The sequence below is a fragment of the Aeromicrobium sp. Leaf245 genome (assembly GCF_942548115.1).
Lineage (GTDB): Bacteria > Actinomycetota > Actinomycetes > Propionibacteriales > Nocardioidaceae > Aeromicrobium.
The window spans coordinates 1,573,716-1,596,354 of the sequence record NZ_OW824151.1 but is presented as its reverse complement, the minus strand read 5'-3'; the positions used below and the strand labels follow the sequence as shown (position 1 = coordinate 1,596,354).

Here is a 22,639-nt window from a genome sequence, read left to right as displayed (position 1 = left end):
GTCCTGTTCAGCCGTCCGCCAGCTGTCGCCCGACGTAGCGGGCGACCGCGCCGACGGCGGCCATGGTTCCTGGATAGTCCATGCGGGTGGGTCCGAGCGTGCCCAACGTGGCGAGCGCCTGCTCGGGGGTGCCGTACGCCGAGGAGACGACGGCGGTGCCCGCCAGTCCCTCACTACCGGTCTCGAGGCCGATGCGCACGGTGGGGTCGGTGGTCGCCTCGCCGAGGAGCTTCAGGAGCACGACCTGCTCCTCGAGCGCCTCGAGGACGGGGCGGATCGAGGAGTCGAAGTCGCGGCCGAAGCGCGCCAGGTTGGCGGTGCCGCCGACGGCGATGCGCTCGTCGGACCGCTCGTCGGAGAACACGTGCGTGAGCGTGGTGACCACCGACGTGACGAGAGGCCGGTCGGTCTCGGCGAACGTGCCGATCACCTCGGCCAGGCGCAGCGACGCCTCGGGCAGCCGCTGCCCGATGGTGGCGGTCATGATGCGTGAGCGCACGTCGGACAGCAGCACGTCGCCCGGCGTGGACTCGAGCTCGACGACGCGCTGCTCCACCCGGCCGCTGCTGGTGATCACCACGAGCAGCACGCGTGCGTGCTCGAGCGCGACGACCTCGACGTGGCGCACGGTGGAGCGGGTCAGCGACGGGTACTGCACGATCGCGACCTGGTTGGTCAGCTGGGCCAGCACCTTGACGCTGCGCTGCACGACGTCGTCGACGTCGACCGCTCCCCCGAGGAAGGTCTCGATGGCGCGTCGCTCGGGCGTCGAGAGCGCCTTCACCTGGGACAGCCGGTCGACGAACAGCCGGTAGCCCTTGTCGGTGGGCACCCGGCCCGCGCTCGTGTGCGGCTGCGCGATGTAGCCCTCGTCCTCCAGGGCCGCCATGTCGTTGCGGATGGTCGCCGGCGAGACACCGAGCTGGTGCCGCTCCACGAGCGCCCGGGAGCCCACGGGCTCCTGGGTCTCGACGTAGTCCTCGACGATGGCGCGCAGCACCTCGAGGCGACGGTCGTCAGAGGCGAGTCTTCGGTCCTCCGGCACGGCGGTCTCCTCTCTGCTGATCGGGCCTGCTGGGTCGTGACGGCCCCGGGGCGCGCAGACGGGGCACGACGACGCGGCGTGGCGCTTTGGCACTCACCCAGGGCAAGTGCCAGTCTAACGAGGTGGGAGCAATCGGGAGCGAGGGAGAGGTCGTCTCGGTCACGGGCACCACGCGTACCCTCACCTACCGACCTCGTCGGGTCACCCTCTCCGACGGCACCTTCCTCATGCACGAGTCGCGCGGCGGCACCCTCAGCTCGGTCTGGGCCGCCGACCTCGGCGACCTGTTCGTCGAGGTGGTGCACCTGGGCCACGGCCCCCTGGGCGGCGAGCTGGTGCTGGTCGTCCCCGACGGCGACGTGGTCGCGCTCGGCGACCTCGTCCCCCCGCTCGACACGGTCCCGTCGACCGTCACGCCCAGCTGGCCGGCCGCCGTGGACCTCGCCGTCGGGCTCACCCGCCCGTCGACCCGCATCCTCACCAGCAGCGGACCCATCGCCCGCGAGGACCTGGAGGACTTCCACCAGACGCTGCTCGGGGTGCTGCATGGCTGAGGCCAGGCACCCGGGGCGCTACGGCCAGGACGTGCTGGCCGGCGACTGGAAGGCTCCCCCGCGCGGTCGCTCCACCGAGGCCCCTGCCGACCTCGGCATCGTGGTCGAGGAGGTCACCTCGGGGTGGGTCGGCGAGGTCGTCCGCGTGGAGCGCGACCTCGGCATGGTGATGCTGGAGGACCGCCACCTGCGTCGCAAGTCGTTCCCGCTCGGACCGGGCTTCCTCCTGGAGGGCCGGCCGGTCGTGCTCGTCGCTCCGGTCGCGGCGGCACCGAAGGCCGCGGCCCGCACCGCGTCCGGGTCGCGTGCGGTCGCCGGACAGCGTGCACGGGTCGCCCTGCCCAGCCGGATCCTCGTCGAGGGCAAGCACGACGCCGAGCTCGTCGAGAAGGTGTGGGGCGACGACCTGCGGGTGGAGGGCGTGGCCGTGGAGATGCTGCACGGCGTCGACGACCTCGTCGGGGTCGTCGACGACTTCGACCCCGGTCCCGACCGTCGCCTCGGCATCCTCGTCGACCACCTCGTCCCGGGGTCCAAGGAGTCGCGCATCGCTGCGAGGCTCTCGGACCGCGACCACGTGCTCGTCGTCGGGCACCCCTACGTCGACGTGTGGCAGGCCGTGAAGCCGGGTCGTCTCGGCGTGGACGCCTGGCCCGTGGTCCCGCGCAGCATCGAGTGGAAGCGTGGGATCTGCGCGGCCTTCGGCTGGCCGCACGCCGAGCAGGCCGACATCGCTCGCGCGTGGCAGCACATCCTCTCGCGCGTCCGGTCGTGGACCGACCTGGAGCCGGAGTTCCTGGGCCGGGTCGAGGAGCTCATCGACTTCGTCACCGCTCCCTGAGCGGCACGGCGTCTCGCGAGGCCCACCGACGAGGACCGTCAGCCCGGCCCGACCACCGGCCCGAGCACCGGGGCGACCACGTCGTCGAGCCAGTCCGCTCGTGGCACGGCGACGCCCCGGGTGGTTCCGTCGTCCCGCACCTCCAGGTCGGCCACGCCGAGCAGCACGTCCGTGCCCCTGGTGCCTGAGGCGTTGTGGGCGTACAGGTAGGCGCGCAGCTCGCCGCGCACCTGGACGGTGCGTCGCCACGAGAACCGGAAGTAGGCGGAGGAGAACGTGAAGGTCTCCGCCGGCGCCCGGTCCAGCGGCGCCCCCAGCGCGACCGTGTAGGCGACCGGACGCCCCCACCGGTCGGGCTCGCTCGCCGCGCCGCGCACCGCCACCATGCCGTCCGTCGCCTCGAGCGACTCCAGGACGCCCGACGGCGACCCGTCCGACGTGGGGTAGCGGATGAAGCCGGACGGCCACCCCGAGCCTCGTCGCACGGTGCGCCACATGAAGGTCCGGTTCATGTTGTCCTCGGAGACGACGATGGAACCGTCCGCGCGGACCCGCTCCACGACGGCGACGTGCCCCTTCTTGCCGGCCAGTCCTCGGTCGGCCTTCCACCAGGCCACGTCGCCACGGCGTGGTGCCGAAGCGCTCACCCGCAGTCCGGCGGCCCGAGCGGCCGCGCCCCACGTGAGGGCGGCGTCGGTGCCGGGCGGTCGCGCGACCAGTCGGTTCCTGGTGAGTCGGTACGCGACGTAGTTCGTGCAGCTGCGACCGGGCGTCATGTTCCAGTACGACCGCGACCGGACCGACGCGTAGCCGCCGTGGGTGTACCCCTTGGCGGCGCACTGCTTGTATCCCGTGCACAGCACGGTGCGTGGCGCCGCGTCCGCAGACGTCGGCACACTGATGATGGCCATGCCGACCAGCATGCTGATCAGAGCTGGCCAATGCGCGATGCGCATTGCTCCCTCGCCAACTCCCCCGAGTCGTTTCTTGCTCCCAGGAGCACCGTAGGACCGTGCCTTTGGTCACGCCATCCGAATGACGAAAGTCCCTTGGACTGGGGCGGGCGTCCTAGTCCGTGAGGTCCCGGACCACGGCGTCGGCGAGCAGGCGGCCCTCCAGGGTGAGCACGAGACGCTCGTCCACGACGTCGAGCAGACCGCGCGCGGCGAGCACCGGCACCTGCGCCCGTACCGAGGGGTCGAGCGCCGCCACGGGCAGACCGGACCTCAGCCGGATCTCCAGCATGATCCGCTCGAGAGCGGCCGTGGGGGCGTCGATGTCCTCACCGTCGGCCTCGACCGGGTCGCCCGCAGCCAGTCGCTGCGCGTAGGCGGCAGGATGCTTGACGTTCCACCAGCGCCGTCGGTCGACGTAGGAGTGCGCGCCCGGACCGACGCCCCACCACTCGGCGCCGTGCCAGTACAGCAGGTTGTGGCGGCACTGTGCGGCCTCGTCGCGGGCCCAGTTCGACAGCTCGTACCAACCCAGGCCCGCCGCGGTGAGGGTCGCGTCGGCGAGCAGGTACTTGTCGGCGGTCTCGTCGTCGTCGGGCATGACCACCTCGCCGCGCCGGACCTTGCGCGCGAAGGCCGTCCCGTCCTCCACGATGAGCGCGTAGGCGCTGACGTGGTCGGGCTCGAGGGAGACCGCCTGGTCCAGGCTGGTCCGCCAGTCGTCCATCGACTCACCCGGGGTGCCGTAGATGAGGTCGAGGCTCACCTGCTCGAACCCGGCCTCCCGGGCCCAGCGCACCGCGTCGGGGACGCGGGCGGGGTCGTGCGTCCGGTCCAGCGTGGCGAGCACGTGCGGCACGGCGGACTGCACCCCGAAGGAGATGCGGGTGAAGCCGCCCTCGCGCAGGCGTGCCAGCGACGCCGGCGTGACGCTGTCTGGGTTGGCCTCCGTGGTCACCTCGGCACCCGGGCGCAGCCCGAGGTGCTCGTCGATCGACCGGAGCACGCCGACGAGGTCGTCGGCGGGGAGCTGGGTGGGGGTGCCTCCCCCGAAGAAGACCGTCTCGACCGGCCGGGGCCCGACGGCCTCGGCCATGCGCCGCACCTCCTGCAGCGCCGAGGAGGCGTACGTCGCGCGGGTGGCACCCTCGCCGAGCTCGTCGGCGGTGTAGGTGTTGAAGTCGCAGTAGCCGCAGCGAACCGAGCAGAACGGGACGTGGACGTACACACCGAATCCGGCTGCCGTCGCGGGCACGCCGAACGGCCCGCCCCCGGTGTCGGGAGCGGGCCGTTCGGTCGAGGTCATGGACTAAGCGTAGAAGCCGTCCAGGATGTGCTTGTAGTTCGACTCCACCACGTTGCGCTTGACCTTCATGCTCGGCGTGATCTCGCCGGACTCGATCGACAGGTCGTGGTCCAGGATGGCGAACTTCTTGATCGTCTCCCAGCGGTTGATCTTGGAGTTGAGCTCGTCGATCTGGCCGGAGATCACCTCGTGCATCTGCGGCGAGGAGACGACCTCGGAGTAGGACTTGCCCTCCATGCCGTGCGCCGTGGCCCACTCGGCGACCGCGTCGGGATCGAGCGTGATGAGCGCGGAGCAGAAGTTGCGCTCGTTGCCGTGCACCACGATCTGGCTGGTCAGCGAGCTGATGCCCTTGAAGATGCCCTCGATGTGCGGCGGAGCCACGTACTTGCCGCCGGAGGTCTTGAAGAGCTCCTTCTTGCGGCCCGTGATGTAGAGGAAGCCGTCCTCGTCGAGACGGCCCTCGTCGCCGGTGTGCAGCCACCCGTCCTCGGTGAGCGACGAGGCGCTCTCGGAGTCGAGGTTGTGGTAGCCCTGCATGACGTGCGGGCCCTTGACGAGGACCTCGCCGTCCTCGGCGATGCGGATCTCGCTGCCGGGCATCGGGATGCCGACCGAGCCGAGCTTGAAGTCGGTCGGGTGGTTGACCGTGGCGCCGGCGGAGTTCTCGGTGAGCCCGTAGCCCTCGAGGATGAGGACGCCGGCGGCGTGGAACCACTCGGCGATGTCGGGCGAGAGCGCCGCGGCACCGGAGATGAAGAACCGCACGCGGCCGCCGAAGCGGTCGCGCACCTTCGAGAACACGAGCTTGTCGGCCACACCGTGCTTGGCCTTGAGGACCGGCGAGATCGGCTTGCCGGCGCGCACCGCGCGCGAGTGCTCGATGCCCACCTTCTCGGCCCACTTGAAGATCTTGAGCTTCGCGCCGCCCTCGGCCTCGGTCATGCCGACGATGCGGCCGTAGGCCTTCTCGAAGATGCGGGGCGCCGCACCCATGAACGTCGGCTTGACGATCGCCAGGTTGTCGACGATCTTCGGCACGCGCCCGTCGATGGCCGTGGCGAAGCCGATCTGCAGCTGGGTCGAGAGGAGCACCTTGCCGAAGGAGTGCGCCATCGGCAGCCAGAGGAACTGCAGGTCGTCGGCGGTCAGGTAGCCGCCTGCGGCGATGCACGCGCCCTCGTAGGTCCAGCCGTCGTGCAGGAGACGCACGCCCTTCGGACGGCCGGTCGTGCCGGACGTGTAGATGAGCGTCGCGAGCGACTGCGGCGTGATGGCCGCGACCCGGTCCTTGACGGCGTCCGGGTTGGCGGCGAGGTGGTCGCGGCCGAGCTGCTCGAGGTCGTCGAAGCCGATGACCCAGTCGCCGTCGGGCGTGCCGTCGTAGACGACGACCTTCGTGACGGAGGGGAGCTCGGAGTGCTTCTCGCGCAGCTTGGCGACCTGCTCGTCGTCCTCGGCGAAGACGATGCGGCTGTCGGAGTCGGCCAGGATGTAGGCGACGTCGCTGGCCATCGTGGTCGGGTACACGGTGGTGGTGGCGGCACCGGCAGCCAGCACGGCGAGGTCGGAGAAGATCCACTCCACACGGGTGCCGGACGCGATGGCCACGCGCTCCTCCGGGCCGATGCCGAGTGCCAGCAGGCCGGCCGCGAGCGCCGTCACCTGCTCGCCGGTCTGGGCCCAGGTCAGCGAGTGCCAGACCTCGTTCTCGTCGGGGTAGCGGTAGGCCTCCCGGTTCGGGGTCTGCTCCACACGGTCGTAGAACATGCGGGCCACGTTGGGCGCACGGTCCTCGACGATCTTGAGCTGCTCGGGGGTGGCGGTCACAGGCATGGATGTCCTCACACGACGTTCCGGGGGAATGTGGTGCCGCTCACCCTAACCTACTGGTCGGTCGCTTCTCGGGGCACCGGACGAGTGGTTGCGCACCTCATCGATCTGCCGCGCGATCTTGGCCGAGACCCTCGGTTCGGCCTGGAACGACGGCAGTCTCGCCCGATCCGTCGTGAGGGCACGGAAGGCCGCCCCGACGGTGAGGTCGTGGTCGCGACGTTCGACGACTCGCACCGGGTCGCCCGCCTGGACGACGCCCTCCTGCACGACCCTGAGGTACGCACCGACGACCCCGTGCTCGGCGAAGCGCCTCACCCAACGGGGCTCGTCGACGAACCCCTGGAAGACCGCACAGGGGATGCGCACGTCGCACACCTCGAGGAGCGTCGAGCCGACCGCCCACCGCTCCCCCAGCCGCGCGTCCTGCACGTCGAGCCCGCGCGTGGTGAGGTTCTCGCCGAACTGTCCGGCCACGAACGTGCGACCGGCCAGCTCGGACCAGCGCTCGAGGTCCTCGGCGGCGTAGGCGTAGACCGCCTGGTCCGGACCGCCGTGGTGCTTGGTGTCGGCGATCTCGTCACCCTCGAGCCCGAGGCGGTGGACCTGGACGGGCCCGGCGACGGGACGCTTGTCGATCCCCGACCGCCTGAGCTTCCCCCACGGGACGTCGACGACCTTGCCGACGTTCACGGACACGACGTGCGCACTCACGAGCGCATCCTACGAATCCTCGCCTCGCCTGCTCGAGGACCGTCTCGGTCAGGCGGCCTCATCGTGTCGAGCGCACTCGACCTCACACTGGATCGGGTGGCTCCGGGCCATCCTGCGACGACAGACCAGTCGACGAGAGCGAAGCCGGCAGCTCCGGAGGCTCCTCGACCTGCCGCAACTTCGGTGGCGCCGCTGACCAAGCCTTGAGGTGCTGCAGCACCTCTCCGTAGAAGTCGTCCACGAGATCGATGACGCTGTCGATGAATGCGCCCCGGCCTCGACCTCGCTTCGTGCCGGCTTTGGCGGAGCAGGCCACTCGGAAGGACTTGATCTCCTTCTGCGGATCCAGGACGAGCATCTTGGGGTTCTCACGCGCGTGGATCAGCAGCTCCGCAGCCGTACTCGCCCGAGATCGAGCGACGAACACCTCGATCCGCGTGTCGTCGGGAGCGTGCTTGAGCTGCCGCAGCAACCAATTGACCCGAGTGAGGGCCCGGCCCTCCCGTGGTGCGTCGACATCGACGTGGCACTGGAGCTTCCCTGCTCGAACATCAGCGGTCACCACGATGTCACCGACGACGTGCGGGATCCTGATGGCACCGGCCATGACTCCTTCGGAGGCAAGCGACTTCACCAGTTCGGTCGTTCGGATCGACGGATCTGCGATTTCTGCGCGCGTCAGTACCTGGTTGACGTCCGTCCCGAGCTGCTGCCCCAGACGAAGCCCGGCGTACCTCAGCAGGGCATCGAAGCGCGAGGTCACCTCGGGCGCCGCTTTGTCGTTCGCCTTCAGGGTCCCGGCAAGGACCGACTCCCTGACGGACACCCAGTTGGAGCCCATGTCATCGAGATCCAGTGCTCCAGAGCGTTCGTGCTCGAGGTATCGGATGAGCTCGCCAAGGATCCAGGCCTGCTCCGGATCCGAGACGCCTCGGTGCTCCTTCTGCATGATCGCGGTGGAGAGGACCACAGACCACGGAAGGTGGTGCATCACGACCTTGCGAAGCTTCCTCTTGTCCACGGCAGTCGGATGCTGCCCGGGCGTCGGCGGAATCTCGTTGCTGATGGTGATGAGCGCATCGAAGCCCTCAGCACGCGCAACGTCGAGGTAGTTCTCGAGCTGGGTCGTCTCCAGGACGTTCTTGCCCGTCTTCACTTCAACGAGCGCGGTCCACTGCCGTCCAGCGCGACCCTTGATCCGGATCAAGCCGTCCGGATACACCCGGGATCCGCCGAGCTCGAAAGGAACTTCGATGAAGGACGTGAGTCCTCCCGCCGGGGCCCCGAGCTTTCCCAACAGCGATCGGCTGTAGTCAGGAACGATGCTGAGAACGGCAAGTAGTGCTGACGTCGCACGCCGCTCCTGCTCTTGCGCTCCATTGATCCCCGATGTCGGAATCAAGCGCGCCTCATGCCAGGACTCTTCGCTCACCGTGATCCTCCGCCGTCGTCGTGCACAGCACCCTAGAACAATGTCCGGTTCTTTCTGGGCACTCTGGGCAGCACGGTGCAAAGTTGGTCACGACGGACTGCCCGATCGATCCGGCCGGCTCGTGGACCGCCCGAGGTGTGCTGCCATGAATCAAGGCCAGCAGCAGGCCGGGCCAGGCGACGAACCCTGCCGGACCAGAGCAGGGATGGGATCGTGGGTCCATGGCAGAGCGGACCGACGTGGTGGTGGTGGGAGCAGGGCTTGCCGGGCTGGCGTGCGCGACGCGGCTGCAGCGCATGGGCATCGATGCACGTCTGCTGGAGGCCGCGGACGACGTGGGCGGCCGCGTGCGCACCGACGTCGTCGACGGCCACCTCTGCGACGTCGGCTTCCAGCTGCTCAACCCGGCCTACCCTGCTCTGCGCGACCTGGTCGACCTCGAGGCGCTGGACCTGAAGCCGTTCGCAGCCGGGGTGCGAGTACGCCGCGGAGCCTCGGTGGCGACCATCGGCGACCCGCGTCGCGAGCCCGGCCTCCTCGCCTCCACCCTGCGCAGTGGTCTGCTGCGTCCGCGAGAGCTGGCGGCCCTCGCGCGCTGGGCGGCCCCGATCCTGGGCGGCGAGAAGCGCATCATGAGCCGGGCCGACGACACCCTGGCGGAGTCCCTCGACTTCGCCGGGGTGCGCGGACCTCTGCGCCGACAGGTGCTGGAGCCCTTCCTGGCCGGTGTCCTGGCCGACGACACCGGCGCCACCTCGTCCCGGTACGCACGGCTGCTGGTCCGGTGGTTCCTGCTCGGCACCCCCGCCGTTCCGGGCGACGGCATGCGCGCCCTGCCCGCCCAGCTCGCCGCCGGACTGCAACGTCCGGCCGAGACGGGCGTGCGGGTGGTGGGCGTCGACCGCAGCCCGCAGGGCACCACGGTCCGCACGGGGTCCGGGTCCATCGAGGCCCGCGCCGCCGTCGTCGCCACCGACGTCCACGACGCGGCCGGTCTGGAAGCGGTGCCCGAGGTACCTCCCGTGGGCGGGCTCGTGACGTGGTGGTTCAGTGCGCCCACCGGCATGCCCCAGGACCGTCTGCTGGTCGTCGACGGCGACCGCGGGCCCGTGGTCAACACGGCCGTCGTCTCGGCGGCCGCTCCCGGCTACGCCCCGCCGGGGCGCGACCTGGTGCAGGTGACCGCGCTCGCCGGGGCCGGTCTCTCCGACGCGGCGGCGCTGACGCAGGCGGCCCGCCTGTGGCGCACCGACGTCGGCGCGTGGGACCTGCTGGTGCGCCACGACGTCGGCCGGGCGCTGCCGAGGGCCCTCGCGCCCCTGCAGCTGCGGCGACCCGCCGACGTCGGCGGCGGCGTCTTCGTCTGCGGCGACCACCGCGAGACACCCTCCATCCAAGGGGCGCTGACCTCGGGCACGCGAGCCGCCGACGAGGTGGCCGCGGCCCTCGGCGCGCGCTGATCCGAAGGGAGCGGCGGACTACTTCGGGGTGGAGTCACCGGTGGAGAGGGCGGCGATGAACGCCTCCTGGGGGACCTCGACGCGGCCGATGTTCTTCATCCGCTTCTTGCCCTCCTTCTGCTTCTCCAGCAGCTTGCGCTTGCGGCTGATGTCGCCGCCGTAGCACTTGGCGAGCACGTCCTTGCGCATGGCGCGGATGTTCTCGCGGGCGATGATGCGGGCGCCGATCGCGGCCTGGATGGGCACCTCGAACTGCTGGCGCGGGATGAGCTCCTTGAGCTTGCCGGCCAGCATCACGCCGTACGCGTAGGCGGAGTCGCGGTGGACGATCGCGCTGAAGGCGTCGACGATCTCGCCCTGCAGCATGATGTCGACCTTCACGAGGTCGGCCTTCTGCTCGCCGGACACCTCGTAGTTCAGCGACGCGTAGCCCTTCGTGCGGCTCTTGAGGGCGTCGAAGAAGTCGAACATGATCTCGCCCATGGGCAGCGTGTAGCGGATCTCCACGCGGTCCTCGGACAGGTAGTCCATGCCGCCGAGCTGGCCGCGACGGGCCTGGCACAGCTCCATGATGACGCCGATGTACTCGCTCGGCGCCAGGATCGTGGCCGAGACCACCGGCTCGTGCACCGACGCGATCTTGCCGTCCGCCGGGTACTCGCTCGGGTTGGTCACCACGATCTCGCGACCGTCCTCCATCACCACGCGGTAGACGACGTTGGGGGCCGTCGAGATCAGGTCGAGGTCGAACTCGCGCTCCAGGCGCTCGCGGACGATCTCCAGGTGCAGCAGGCCGAGGAAGCCGATGCGGAACCCGAAGCCAAGCGCACCCGAGGACTCCGGCTCGTACACGAGCGCGGCGTCGTTGAGCTGCAGCTTCTCGAGGGCCTCGCGCAACGTCGAGAAGTCGTCGCCGTCGATCGGGTACAGACCCGAGAAGACCATGGGGTTCGGGTGTGCGTAGCCACCGAGGGGCTCCTCGGCACCGTGGGTGTTCGACGTCACGGTGTCGCCCACCCGCGACTGCCGGACCTCCTTCACGCCCGTGATGAGGTAGCCGACCTCGCCGACGCCGAGGTGGTCGGCCTTCACGGCCTCGGGGCTGATGACGCCCACCTCGAGCATCTCGTGCACCGCGCCGGTGGACATCATCTTGATCTTGTCGCGGTGGCTGAGCTTGCCGTCGACCACGCGGACGTAGGTGATGACGCCGCGGTACGTGTCGTAGACGGAGTCGAAGATCAGGGCACGCGGGGGGCCGTCGGCGTCACCGACGGGCGGCGGCACCTCGTCGACGATGAGGTTGAGGAGGGCCTCGACGCCCTGCCCGGTCTTGGCCGAGACCCGGAGCACGTCGTCGGGGTCGCCGCCGATGATGCCGGCGATCTCCTCGGCGTACTTCTCCGGCTGCGCGCCGGGCAGGTCGATCTTGTTGAGGACCGGGATGATGTGCAGGTCGGCGTCCATGGCCAGGTAGAGGTTCGCCAGCGTCTGCGCCTCGATGCCCTGGGCGGCGTCGACCAGGAGGATCGCACCCTCGCAGGCCTCCAACGAGCGGCTGACCTCGTAGGTGAAGTCCACGTGGCCCGGCGTGTCGATCATGTTCAGCACGTAGTGACGACCGGCGTCGTCGCCGTCGGACTTGGTGAACGGCATGCGCACGGCCTGGCTCTTGATCGTGATGCCGCGCTCGCGCTCGATGTCCATCCGGTCGAGGTACTGGGCGCGCGCTGCACGCTCGTCGACGACCCCCGTGATCTGCAGCATGCGGTCGGCCAGGGTCGACTTGCCGTGGTCGATGTGCGCGATGATGCAGAAGTTGCGCAGGAGGGCCGGGTCGGTCGATCCCGGCTTGGGCGCCGTGCCCGGCGTCGTGGAGCTCGTCATGATGGGTCCATCCTCCCATCTGCGGCCAGACCGCCGACCGCACCCGTCGGAGCGGCCGCCCGGCTCGGTCGACCGAGGCGGCTCACGTCCAGAGGTAGGCGATCGCGACGTTCACGACGATGAGCGCGGCGACGACGTGTGCGACGGGGTTCGGCGACGGCCGCCGACGCGTGCCGTGGGCCAGGCCGACGGCGACGAGGGCGACCAGGAGCTTCACCCCGACCTTGGCGTTGTTCGGGTCGGCGACGGCGTCGCTGGCCGAGGCGATGCCGGTGAGGGCGATGCCGAGGACGAACGCAGCGCCGACGCCGTGGGCGATCCAGGGCGTGATCTGCGGCCGACGGGCGACCGACGCGTAGCTGACGAGGGCCACGACCCAGCTGATGATGTGGAGCACCACGAGCACGTTGTAGAGCGTCTGCATGACTCGGATCGTAAGGGTTCGCGGTCGCTCGGTCGTCGGAGTGCGTCCCCTCGGCACGAGCACGCACGGGCGATTTGGGTGCGGCTGCCCGACGCTGGTAGTGTGAGCGGTCGCGTGCCTACCGGTGCGCCCTCACACTTGCACCACGCCCTTCACGCACGAGAGAACAGGTCAGCCACGTGGCGAACATCAAGTCGCAGATCAAGCGGAACCGTCAGAACGAGGCCGCTCGCGAGCGCAACAAGTCGGTCCGCTCCGCCCTCAAGACGGCCGTGCGCCGCTTCCACGCTGCGGTCGAGTCCGGCGACGCCGAGCAGGCCAAGGTCCTCGCCGCCGACGCCGGCAAGAAGCTCGACAAGGCCGCCAGCAAGGGTGTCATCCACAAGAACCAGGCGGCGAACCGCAAGTCGTCGATCGCCAAGAAGGCCGCGTCGCTCTGACGTAGCCCCACAGCTCGCACGAAGGCCCCCGGTCACCCGGGGGCCTTCGTCGTTCCTGCGGCACCTCGACCCTGCGGATGCCGGCCGTCAGAGGTGGGCCTGGCACCCGTCAACGTCCTCGAGAGGTGTCACACCTACCGCTGGCCAGGTCGTTCGGTGCGTCACCTACCTCTGACCCGCCGGCCCGACCCACCGACCGCCCCCGGGTCAGCGGCGACGCGACGCGGCGACCTGCAGCACCATGCGCTCGACCGCGTACGCGGGCTCGGCCGCGCCACCCTTGACGTCGAGGTCGGCCTGGGCGACCGCGTCGAGAGCCCGGGCCAGGCCGGCCGGGTCCCACCCCTGCAGCTGACGGCGGAGCACGCGGATCTTGAACGGGGGCGCGCCGACGTGGCGGGCGAGCTCTCCCTCGCCCAGACGCGGCGGGGCGTCGGCGAGGCGGGCGAGCTGGCGGAGCCCGGCGGCGAGCGCACTGGTGACCAGCACCGGGGCGACCTTGGCGGTCTCGGCCCACCGCGCCTGCTCGAGCGCCACGTTGATGCGTCCGTCGATGGCGGCGTCGGCGATCTCGTAGCCGCGGACGTCGGCCCGACCGCCGAAGTAGCGCCGCACGACCTCGACGGTGACCTCGGTGCCGGAGTCGAGCGTCGCGGCGAGCTGGTCGGCCGCTCCGGCCAGGGCGCGCAGGTCCTGCCCGACGGCCGCGACGAGGAGCGTGGCCGCCTCCTCGTCGATGCGGGTGCCCAGCTCGCGCAGCTCGGTGGCCACCCAGCGGGCGTGGTCGCGCTCGTACTTGGGAGCCTCGTGCTTGACCTCGTGCACCGACGACTGGGCGCGCAGCTTGTCGAGCAGGCCCTTGCCCTTCTGACCACCGCCGTGGACGAGGACGACCGCGACGTCGGGGCTCGGGTCGGCGGCGTACGCGAGCAGCTCGCCCTGGGCGACGTCGGGCAGGTCCTGCAGCTCGGTGAGCACGAGCCCGCTGACGCTGCTGAACAACGACGGGCTGGTGAGCCCCGCGATCTCGCCCGCAGCCAACCCGCCGGACGTGGCGGTCGCGACGTCGCACTGCGGGTCCTCGGCCTTGATCGCGGCCACGGCTCGCGCACGGGTGCGGTCGGACAGGTACTCAGCGCTGCCCGTGATGAGCAGGATCTTCCCGAACGGCGACGCCACGGGACCACCCTAGTGTCCGTCTCCGACAGGCCGGGGAGCCGACGTGGGCGTAGGCTCCGGCCATGCCGATCGACGCCGACGACGTCGCCTCCCACGTCGACGACGACTGGGTGGACAACCTGGTCCGCTTCGGCTTCGTGGCCTACGGGCTCGTGCACCTCGTCGTGGCCTTCCTCGCCCTCCAGCTGGCCCTGGGCGACCCGAGCGGCAAGGCCGACACCAAGGGGGCGCTGGCCGAGCTCGCGCAGCAGCCGTTCGGTCGCACGATCCTGTGGCTGGTCGTCGCAGGGATGGCGGTGCTGGTGCTGTGGCGCGTGCTCGAGGCGACGCTCGACCACCGTCAGGACGAGGGAGCCACGCTCTGGGCGCACCGTGCGGCCGACCTGCTCAAGGCGGTCATCTACGGCGTCGTGGGCTGGAGCGCGGCGCAGGTCGCCACCGGCTCCGGCTCCGGCTCCGGTGGCTCGGGCAACGAGACGTGGACGGCTCGCCTGCTCTCGCTGCCCGCCGGCGCGGTGCTCGTCGGGATCGTGGGCCTGGCGGTCATCGGCTACGGGGGCTGGACCGCCTGGCGCGGGCTCAGCCACCAGCACCGCGACCACCTGAAGCCGGAGGGGCTCAGCGGAACCTCGGGCGACGTGCTCGTGCGCCTCGGCACGGCCGGACACCTGGCCAAGGGCGTCTCGATCGCGATCGTCGGCGGCCTGTTCTGCTTCGCCGCCCTCACCCGCGACGCCGACCGCTCCGGCGGTCTCGACGAGGCGCTGCGCACCGTCCTGGAGCAGCCGTTCGGACCCTGGCTGCTCGGTCTGATCGCCATCGGGATCGGCCTCTACGGCGTTTGGTGCCTGGCCCGGGCCCGCTACCTCGACCGCTGACCGCTCCCCTAAGCCCCGTTTCGCAGGAGGTGCGCCTCCACCTCTTCAGGTCGCATGTTCTCAGCTCGGATTCCCGACCACCAACGGCTCATCTGGGCCTCGTACCGTCCATGCGGCCCCTCCAGCGTGTGCGCCCGCGTCACCAGCAGCCCGTGACGTGCCCTAGAAAGCATCACCAGCAGCACCCGCTGCTCCTCGGCGAGTGCGTCCCCCTGATTGTTTCTCTTGGTCGGGAGATGGCCCTCCTCCAGCCCAACGACGAACACCCAGTCGAACTGCTGACCCTTCCCCGTGTGTGCGTTCAGGAGATGGACACCGGGGCCGATCACCTGCTTCGGGTCAGACACGCGGATTGACCGCACGGCGTTTCGGGCGGTAGTCGCGCCGCTCCGCTCGAGGATGGCGAAAGCGTCGTCAACCAGCTCACGGGAATCAATGTCTGCAGAATCCAGCGAGTCGAGCACGGCCTCGCGTGCGTCTTCGACGCTGGCCCCACGCGGAAGCGTCGCAACAGCCGTCTGAATGAGCGCCATGGTCCCGGGGTCGTCGATCGCGAGATCCCAGCGACGCACCGGAAAAGCCTTCTCTCCGATGAGCGCCTCGTCAATGTCTTCCCTCCGCCATGCGGCCCGGGCGATGATCCCTACAGAGGCGTTTGGGTTCTGCCTCAGAATTGCCCCAGCGAGGCGATGCAGCCACTTCGCTTCAGCCACCCGGTCCTGGAACACAACGGCTGCTGAGAAGCCGCCCTCGTCCCATGCCTCTGGTTGCGCAGAGCGCAGGCTCGAGCCGGGGTCAACCTGCTCGCTGATCGAGTTGACCGACTCTAGGACCTTTGGCGACGACCGATAGGACTCGCGCAGCCTGAGCGGATCACCGCATGTCTTCCGGACTTCCTCTTCGACCTCACGGGGTGATGCGCCTGCCCATGAGTAGATGCCTTGCAGCGGGTCTCCTGCGAATGTGCGCCGGCTCTCGCAGCTCAGGAGCGCAAGGTCGAGCTGCTGCATCGAAAGGTCTTGGAACTCGTCGACCAACACGGCGCCGAAGTGTGCTTGGTAGAGTCGCGCCACTACCGGGATTCGCAGAAGCCGCTGGCCATGGCGAAGGACGTCGTCGTAGTGCAGCTGATTCGCTTCTTGCCTCGACCGTTCGACTTGCTCGGCCAGTAGGACCCCCGGACCCCCGCCGCGGCGCTGAATCTCTTGGAGGACCTCCTCGTCGGAGAGAGGGCTTCGCTTGATCTCGCTTAAGATGCGCTCCGCCTCGTACAACGCGGGACCGCTACCCCCTGCGGCCTGGATGGCTTTTCGCATGGTGCTGGTCTTCGGCAGCTCCAGGCTCGTCATGTCCAGTCCGATCGTTCGGCCGTGGGCAAGGACAACCTGCGTCGCGAAGCCGTGAAGGTTGCGGACGACGATCTGGCGGCGGGCCCGAGCGTGACCGACCACGGATCGGAGTCGTTCCTCGAGGTTCGAGCGCGCCCGCTTCGTGAAGGTCAGTGCTAAGACGCGCTGGTTCTCCGCGATCAAACCGATCTGATGGGCAGCGCGGTGGGCCAGGACCTCTGTCTTGCCACATCCTGGCGGAGCAACGACGAGGAGGTGTGCTTTGGGGCAGAAGGCCGCGTCCCGCTGCTCATCACTGAGCGCGAAGTCGTTCACAGGCTACTCAGATCGGCCAATGCGGAGAGCAGCCTCGCGACGCTTCCGATCTTCGCTGCTGTCTCCGGTGTCAGCGCCTCGGCGACAGCGGTCGCTGCGTCGACCTTGCCCTTGCCCCTGCAGAACTTCGCGACGGCTTCGGGACCTATCGCGCTGATTGCATCGACTCCAGCGGCCTGAAGGATGCCCTCTTCACGACAGAATCCGCCGTCGATGAGTGCCTTAGCTGCGACGGGGCCGCCGAGTGCCATCGTGAACTCGTCCTCCAGGTCACCGTCGGAGATGAAGACCTTCTTGTCGATGACGTCCTTGGGCTTTCCCCCGAAAGCGTTGACCCAAGACGAACTCTCGTTCGTATCGACCAACCCGAGAAGTGTCGGCCCGAACCCGTCCGGGCCGAGAAGCGGGAACACATTCCGGAACTTGTCGGCACCGTCTAACTCGACGACGACAGCACCGATCCGGTCGAGGTCGATGCTGAGCTTGTTGGCCACGGCCTCGACAATCACACGGTCCGCATCCCCTTCGACCACGATGACGAACCGGGCTGTCAGGGCCTCGAGTAGTTTTGGTGACCACCAGTGCGCCCGCACCTTCTCGACCTTGGATAGCTTTGAGTCTTCGACCTGGTGCGAAACTCCGTGACGATCGACCGCTATTACTTCGGCAGGCTCAAAGCGATGCAGGATGTACGGCGAATGGGTGACGATGATCTTCTGGTTCCCGTCGCCGCTCAGTAGATCCGCCGCCGTACGTTGACTGGTCGGATGGAGATGGATCTCCGGCTCGTCGATCGCGAGCACGTTCGCTGTTCCTTCGGCGAGGTCGAAGAGCGTCATTGACATCAACTGGCGGACGCCATCCGACTGCTCCATCAACGAAACCTGGCCATCACCCCGGTTCAAGAACATCGTCACGTCCTGGAGGACGTCGCTCGAAGGATCCGTAAGGCTCCTGACTGCAAAGTCATCCTTCGTTACAGCACGAGGCATCGCGCGGCTCAGGTGGCGCGCTACAGTGCTGAGCAGTTCGCCAACTGATTCGTTGTCGGCGAGCTTTGCGTTGAACTGGTCCAGAAGCGTCTTTAGCCCCTCCTTGTTCTCGCCTAATTCCGCGGCAGCCAGGAGCGTTCTCACTGGACTATGCGGACCGTCCATCATAGATGCCCCGCGCGTGGCCCTCAGGTAGCGCCAGCCAAACGCTTCTAGCTGCTCACGAGTAGGGGCTCGTTCATGGCCGCTCTCCGGAAACCACCTCCGAACGGCTACGGCCTCTTCGTCCTCGAGGTCCTGCTCGACCACCATCTGCACCCACAGATACTCGGTGGCCTTGTCCTGTCCAATGCTGATCTCAGACGGAAACGGTCGACGGTTGGGCTCTGAGAAATCCGACCATAAGACATCAACCACGAGCGGTTGCTCAGGATCCCGGAGGTCTGCGGGCTTCAACGCCTGATACAGACCGGCGGTACTCGTCCCTAGAAGCAGATTCAACATACGGAGGATCGAGGACTTGCCCACGTCGTTCGCCCCAACGATGACGGCGTGCCGCCGCAGCTCGAGAGTCAGATCCTCGATTCGACTGTGATTTGTAATTTTCACTCTCGACAGGCGCACCGCTGATCACTCCCCGGCCTCGCACAACCAACTTCTTAGGACAGAGCATCACATAGCACGGTGGCGCGAGCCGGCGAGACCGCGAGCTTGGAGGTCCCGAATCCACAAGCGGCGCATGGCTATCGCCTCGGGGCCAGTTTCCCTGCGTGAGCTCGTCGTAAGCGCCGTAGTCCAAGCTAGATCTCGGGCCGTTTGGGTCCCGAGCCGGACTGCAGCAACATGGTCGAGGGTTTCGGGGGGACGGTTAGGACCACGCGGCCCTACTCGAGTTCATCGTCGAAGTCTCGGAGGGGGGTTCAACGGCGCTGCGCCGTAGGCAAACGCCTTCACCACTGGCTTGAGCCTCGAGACTATCGGCCCACTACAGCCAGCCGGCCGTTACTCACGACCACCGCGACGTCGCCCTCCTCGTCGGTGCGGTGCACCTGCGTGCCGACGTCGCGCAGCATCCGCAGGGCGGTGGGGGTGGGATGGCCGTAGTCGTTGTCGGCCCCGACGGAGATCGTCGCCACCGAGGCACCGACCGCCTCGGTGAACCGGGACGACGTGTCGGCGCTCCCGTGGTGGGCGACCTTGAGCACGTCGGCACGCAGGTCGGTGCCCGACCGGGCGAGACGGTCCTGCTCGACCTCCCCCACGTCGCCCGTGAGCATGAGCACCACGCCCTGCACCCGCACCCGCAGCACCACGCTCGCACCGTTGCGGTCGAGATCAGCCCGAGCGCGGGCGCTGCCGGCAGGCGCGGCCCGCGGCCACAGGACGTCGGCCGTGACGTCCCCCACCGCGAACCGGTCGCCGCGGGCGAGCGTGCGCGTCGGCACCCCGTCCACCGCGACCCCCGGACGTCCCACGAGCACCACGCCGACGTCGCGTCCCGCAGCGACGCCGGACCGACCACCCACGTGGTCGGCGTCCCCGTGGGTGAGCACCAGCGCCGGCACCCGCCGCACCCCGAGGCCACGCAGGCACCGGTCCACGTCGGCCGGCTCCATGCCGGCGTCGACCACCACCGCCTCGTCGTCACCGGACCGGATCACCGTCGCGTCCCCCTGGCCCACGTCGCACGCCACCATCACCCAGCCCGGCGGCGGCCAGCCAGGGCTCGGTGGGCGGACCATGGCCACCACGAGCCCGAGGCACAGCCCGACCACCAGCACCGGGTGAGGCGCAGCACGCCACCCCCACCACAGCGCGACCGGCACCAGGACGAGCAGCGACCACCACGGGCGTGACCAGACCAGGCTCGCCCCAGGGAGCGACGCGGCGTGGTGCGCGACCAGCACGATCCATCCCGCGCACGCCGCCGCACCCGTGCCCAGCACCGACGCGACGGCCGGTGACACCAGGTCCACGAGACCGGCCAGCAGCCCGAGGACCGTCGCCGGTGCGACCACGGGCGCCGCCAGCACGTTCGCCACCACGGCCACGATCGAGACCTCGGCCGAGATGGCCGCGATGACCGGGGTGCAGGCAGCTTGCGCCGCCAGCGGCACGGCGACGGCGATCGCCGCCCACCGCGGCAGCCAGCGCTCCAGCGCGCGCACGAAGGGTGGCGCCAGCAGCAGGATGCCCGCGGTCGCGCACACCGAGAGCACGAAGCCGACGGCCCTCGACAGCCACGGGTCGCAGAACAGCAGCGCGACGACCGCGACGCACAGCGCCCGGATCCCGCCTCGCGACCCCAGGCCCAGCGCCGCGAGCCCGACGACGCCCATCCCCGCCGCCCGCAGCACGCTGGGCTCCGGCCGGGCCAGCAGCACGAACCCCACCACGCCCAGCAGCCCGATCACCAGGAGCAACCGTGGTGGCGCACGCCCGGCACGAGCGACGGCCAGCACCATGGCGAGCACGATCGTCAGGTTGGTGCCGGAGACGGCGAGCAGGTGCGTGAGGCCGGTGCGGCGGAACTCCTCCTCGACCCGGTCGGGCAGTGCGGCGTCGTCGCCGACGACGAGCGCAGGGACGAGCGCCGACGGAGCCGGCGGCGCGTGGTCGACCGACGACCGCACGCCCGCGCGGACCCGCTCCGACGCCGACCACCACCACGCCGCGCCCTGGACCGCCGACCGCCGCGTCACCTGGAGCGTGGCCGTGTCGCGGTGGTCGCCGGGTGGTCCGAGACGGCCCTGCAGCACGAGCCGACGACCGACGACGAGGTCCTCGTGCGCGTCACGCAGGAACGCCGTGACCGGGTCCCGGACCCCGTGCACCCGACCATGTCGGTCCTCGACCCGCAGCACCAGGAGCCCCACGACCGTCCCCTGGCTCCCGACCGACTCGAAGACCCGACCGTCGCGCACCACCTGGGCCTGCACCGTCACCCGCTCGCGCGACGCCGTGAGCTCGGCCACCGGGGTGGCCTGCACGTCACCCAGGCGCCACGCGGTCGACGCGGCCACCGCCGCCACCACGACCGCCACCAGGGCGAGCGCGCGGAACCGACCTGCGGCTGCCCCGCCCACGACCACCGAGACGACCGCGACGACCAGGACGGCCCCCGGTCCTGCACCGACGGCCCAGGCCGCCACGGCCCACACGGCGACGGCGGCCGGCACCAGCCTCAGGTCCATCAGCGGACCCGGTGGTCCTGCCCGGCCCGGCCGCTCACACCGTCACGCGGTCGCGCAGGTCCTCGAGGGTCTTCTCGCCGATGCCGGACACGTCGAGAAGGTCGTCGACGGAGGTGAACCGGCCGTTCTCCTGCCGCCAGTCGAGGATCGACTGCGCGGTCACCGGGCCGACCCCGGGCAGCGCGTCGAGCTGCGCGAGGGTGGCGCTGTTGAGGTCGACCACTCCCCCGCCGGTCCCGCCCGCGCCTGCGGTGGCACCGGCGGCACCCGGCTCGGCAGGCTCGACGCCCACGAGGATCTGCTCGCCGTCGACGAGCTGTCGGGCCAGGTTGATCGTGGGCTCCTCCAGCGTGCCCTCGATGCCGCCCGCCTTCTCGATCGCCTCGAACACCCTGGACCCGGCAGGCAGGGTGACGATCCCGGGGTCACGGACCTTGCCCGCGACGTCGACGACCACCTCGGCCGAGGCTTGGGACGCCGCTCCCTCGGCGGGGGCGTCGCCGGTCGCGTCCGCGCGCGACGAGACCTGGAGCGGACGATCGACGTCGGACGTGCGGGGGCGTTCGGCCACCAGCCACCAGGTCAGCAGCACCCCGGCCGCCACGGCGGCGGTGGTGGCCATCCGCAGGTGGCTGCCGTGCAGCCCGCGCGGACGGCGCGGCGCGGCGGCTCGTCTCCGGCCGCCGCCTGGGGACGCTGCCGCCGGCTCGGGCTGCTCGTCGTGGTCCACCGGGGCGGAGCCACCCACGAGCCGGTCGAACGGGTCGTCCGGGTGGGTGGCCTCGAACGACGCGGTGAGCTGGGCGAGCCGACGTCGGGCGACCTCGGCCCGGGTCTCCTGGGGCGGTGCTGGACGTGGTGTGCTCACTCCTCGACGGTAGGCAGCGTCCCGGCCGCCCGGCACCCGTCGGCACAGCACTGTGGACAAGCCGTCACGTGGGTCGAGAGACCCTGTGGACGGGCACCCGGCGCCGCGAGGGGACCGGTGGTCTCAGCGGGGCGTGACGGTGACGGCGAGCATCCCGGGGCCGACGTGGGCTCCGATGACCGCGCCGACCTCGTTGACCGGGACCTGCTCCCGACCGAGCGAGGCAGCCAGGCGGTCGGCCACCTGCTGCGCGAGCTCGGGGTTGGCCAGGTGCTGCACGCCGATGTCGAACCCGTCCTGCGCCTTCTCGGCGGCCTGGACGGTGAGCACCTCGAGCCGAGCCACCGCCTTGCTGGTGGTCCGGACCCGCTCGAGCGGCTCGACCATGCCGTCGCGCAGGGTGAGCAGCGGCTTGACCGCGAGCGCCGACCCGATGAGGGCGGCCGCCGCCCCGACCCGACCGCCGCGACGCAGGTACTCCAGGGTGTCGACGTACATGAGCACGGTCGAGCTCTCCCCCGCAGCCAGCGCAGCACCGACGGCCGCGGCCTCGTCACCGCCCTCCCGGACGACGCGCGCCGCCCGACCGGCGGCGAAGCCCGTGGCGATCCCCACCTGGCGGCTGTCGACGCACATGACCGGGATCGACGCCTCGCGCGCGGCGAGCTGCGCCGAGTCGAACGTGCCGGAGATCTCCGCGCTGAGGTGCACCGACACGACGGCGTCGAAGCCCTCCGCCGCGAGCCGCTCGTACACGGCGCCGAACTCGTCGGGCGTGGGCCGCGAGGTGCTGACCGGCACGAACTCCTTGAGCGCGGAGGCGACGTCGTCGGACGTCGCGTCGACACCCTCGGTGAACGTGGACGCGCCGATGACCAGCTTGAGCGGCACCACCGTGATGCCCTCGCGCTCCGCGTCGACAGGGTCCAGCGAGGCGGTGGAGTCGGTCACCACCGCGATGCGACGCCGGCTCCC

The 22,639-nt window shown here is 70.1% G+C and carries 19 protein-coding genes; 5 read left to right on the top strand and 14 right to left on the bottom strand.

The features are described from left to right. Window positions 1–7: 7 nt before the first annotated feature. Complete coding sequence (gene hrcA / locus NBW76_RS07845) at window positions 8–1,045, bottom strand: heat-inducible transcriptional repressor HrcA (protein WP_055965289.1); 1,038 nt, start codon at window positions 1,043–1,045, stop codon at window positions 8–10. Window positions 1,046–1,167: 122 nt separating this feature from the next. Between hrcA and NBW76_RS07840 the strand changes: the two genes are divergently transcribed. Together NBW76_RS07840 and NBW76_RS07835 are read left to right on the top strand one after the other, a co-directional pair. Further along, complete coding sequence (locus NBW76_RS07840) at window positions 1,168–1,599, top strand: hypothetical protein (protein WP_056555338.1); 432 nt, start codon at window positions 1,168–1,170, stop codon at window positions 1,597–1,599. Further along, window positions 1,592–2,440 carry a DUF3097 domain-containing protein gene (locus NBW76_RS07835; RefSeq protein ID WP_056555336.1) on the top strand — a complete coding sequence of 283 codons (849 nt, stop codon included), beginning with the start codon at window positions 1,592–1,594 and terminating at the stop codon, window positions 2,438–2,440. Before NBW76_RS07840 ends, NBW76_RS07835 begins: the two co-directional genes overlap by 8 nt. Before the next feature lie 38 nt (window positions 2,441–2,478). Here the strand turns inward: NBW76_RS07835 and NBW76_RS07830 are convergent, their stop codons facing one another. From NBW76_RS07830 to NBW76_RS07810, 5 genes are all read right to left on the bottom strand, one after another. After that, on the bottom strand, window positions 2,479–3,351 hold the full coding sequence (locus NBW76_RS07830; protein WP_162239224.1) for a CHAP domain-containing protein: 873 nt from the start codon (window positions 3,349–3,351) through the stop codon (window positions 2,479–2,481). Window positions 3,352–3,508: 157 nt separating this feature from the next. Further along, on the bottom strand, window positions 3,509–4,699 hold the full coding sequence (hemW, locus tag NBW76_RS07825; protein WP_056555330.1) for a radical SAM family heme chaperone HemW: 1,191 nt from the start codon (window positions 4,697–4,699) through the stop codon (window positions 3,509–3,511). Window positions 4,700–4,702: 3 nt separating this feature from the next. Further along, window positions 4,703–6,535, bottom strand: a complete 1,833-nt coding sequence (locus NBW76_RS07820; RefSeq protein WP_055965272.1) for a long-chain fatty acid--CoA ligase — start codon at window positions 6,533–6,535, stop codon at window positions 4,703–4,705. Window positions 6,536–6,580: 45 nt separating this feature from the next. Then, window positions 6,581–7,246, bottom strand: a complete 666-nt coding sequence (locus NBW76_RS07815; protein WP_056555327.1) for an MOSC domain-containing protein — start codon at window positions 7,244–7,246, stop codon at window positions 6,581–6,583. 82 nt (window positions 7,247–7,328) lie between these two features. Further along, window positions 7,329–8,678, bottom strand: coding sequence for a hypothetical protein (locus NBW76_RS07810; RefSeq protein WP_056555324.1), 1,350 nt, complete (start codon window positions 8,676–8,678; stop codon window positions 7,329–7,331). A 221-nt stretch (window positions 8,679–8,899) separates the two neighbouring features. On the opposite strand from NBW76_RS07810, the gene NBW76_RS07805 reads away from it, so the two are divergent. Further along, window positions 8,900–10,138 (top strand): NAD(P)/FAD-dependent oxidoreductase, encoded by a 1,239-nt coding sequence (locus NBW76_RS07805; protein ID WP_056555320.1) that lies wholly within the window; start codon window positions 8,900–8,902, stop codon window positions 10,136–10,138. Window positions 10,139–10,156: 18 nt separating this feature from the next. Here NBW76_RS07805 and lepA read toward each other — a convergent pair whose 3' ends face one another. Then, the gene (gene lepA / locus NBW76_RS07800; protein ID WP_055965263.1) at window positions 10,157–12,025 is read right to left on the bottom strand and encodes a translation elongation factor 4; all 1,869 of its coding nucleotides are present in this window, start codon (window positions 12,023–12,025) and stop codon (window positions 10,157–10,159) included. A gap of 82 nt (window positions 12,026–12,107) precedes the next feature. Next, window positions 12,108–12,449 (bottom strand): hypothetical protein, encoded by a 342-nt coding sequence (locus NBW76_RS07795; RefSeq protein WP_055965260.1) that lies wholly within the window; start codon window positions 12,447–12,449, stop codon window positions 12,108–12,110. A gap of 179 nt (window positions 12,450–12,628) precedes the next feature. Between NBW76_RS07795 and rpsT the strand changes: the two genes are divergently transcribed. Continuing rightward, complete coding sequence (rpsT, locus tag NBW76_RS07790; RefSeq protein WP_055965257.1) at window positions 12,629–12,889, top strand: 30S ribosomal protein S20; 261 nt, start codon at window positions 12,629–12,631, stop codon at window positions 12,887–12,889. Window positions 12,890–13,096: 207 nt separating this feature from the next. Here rpsT and holA read toward each other — a convergent pair whose 3' ends face one another. After that, window positions 13,097–14,068, bottom strand: coding sequence for a DNA polymerase III subunit delta (holA, locus tag NBW76_RS07785; RefSeq protein WP_056555317.1), 972 nt, complete (start codon window positions 14,066–14,068; stop codon window positions 13,097–13,099). 62 nt (window positions 14,069–14,130) lie between these two features. Between holA and NBW76_RS07780 the strand changes: the two genes are divergently transcribed. Next, window positions 14,131–14,946 carry a DUF1206 domain-containing protein gene (locus tag NBW76_RS07780; RefSeq protein WP_056555314.1) on the top strand — a complete coding sequence of 272 codons (816 nt, stop codon included), beginning with the start codon at window positions 14,131–14,133 and terminating at the stop codon, window positions 14,944–14,946. Window positions 14,947–14,954: 8 nt separating this feature from the next. Here the strand turns inward: NBW76_RS07780 and NBW76_RS07775 are convergent, their stop codons facing one another. The 5 genes from NBW76_RS07775 to NBW76_RS07755 form a co-directional block, all read right to left on the bottom strand. Beyond that, window positions 14,955–16,610, bottom strand: coding sequence for a UvrD-helicase domain-containing protein (locus tag NBW76_RS07775; protein WP_056555311.1), 1,656 nt, complete (start codon window positions 16,608–16,610; stop codon window positions 14,955–14,957). Then, on the bottom strand, window positions 16,607–18,211 hold the full coding sequence (locus NBW76_RS07770) for an ATP-dependent endonuclease (protein ID WP_369815018.1): 1,605 nt from the start codon (window positions 18,209–18,211) through the stop codon (window positions 16,607–16,609). The genes NBW76_RS07775 and NBW76_RS07770 overlap by 4 nt, the downstream gene beginning before the upstream one ends. Window positions 18,212–18,576: 365 nt before the next feature. Next, complete coding sequence (locus tag NBW76_RS07765; protein WP_056555305.1) at window positions 18,577–20,796, bottom strand: DNA internalization-related competence protein ComEC/Rec2; 2,220 nt, start codon at window positions 20,794–20,796, stop codon at window positions 18,577–18,579. A gap of 34 nt (window positions 20,797–20,830) precedes the next feature. Then, window positions 20,831–21,664, bottom strand: coding sequence for a ComEA family DNA-binding protein (locus NBW76_RS07760; RefSeq protein ID WP_082481971.1), 834 nt, complete (start codon window positions 21,662–21,664; stop codon window positions 20,831–20,833). Window positions 21,665–21,787: 123 nt separating this feature from the next. Further along, complete coding sequence (locus NBW76_RS07755; RefSeq protein WP_369796994.1) at window positions 21,788–22,615, bottom strand: DegV family protein; 828 nt, start codon at window positions 22,613–22,615, stop codon at window positions 21,788–21,790. Window positions 22,616–22,639 lie beyond the last annotated feature (24 nt).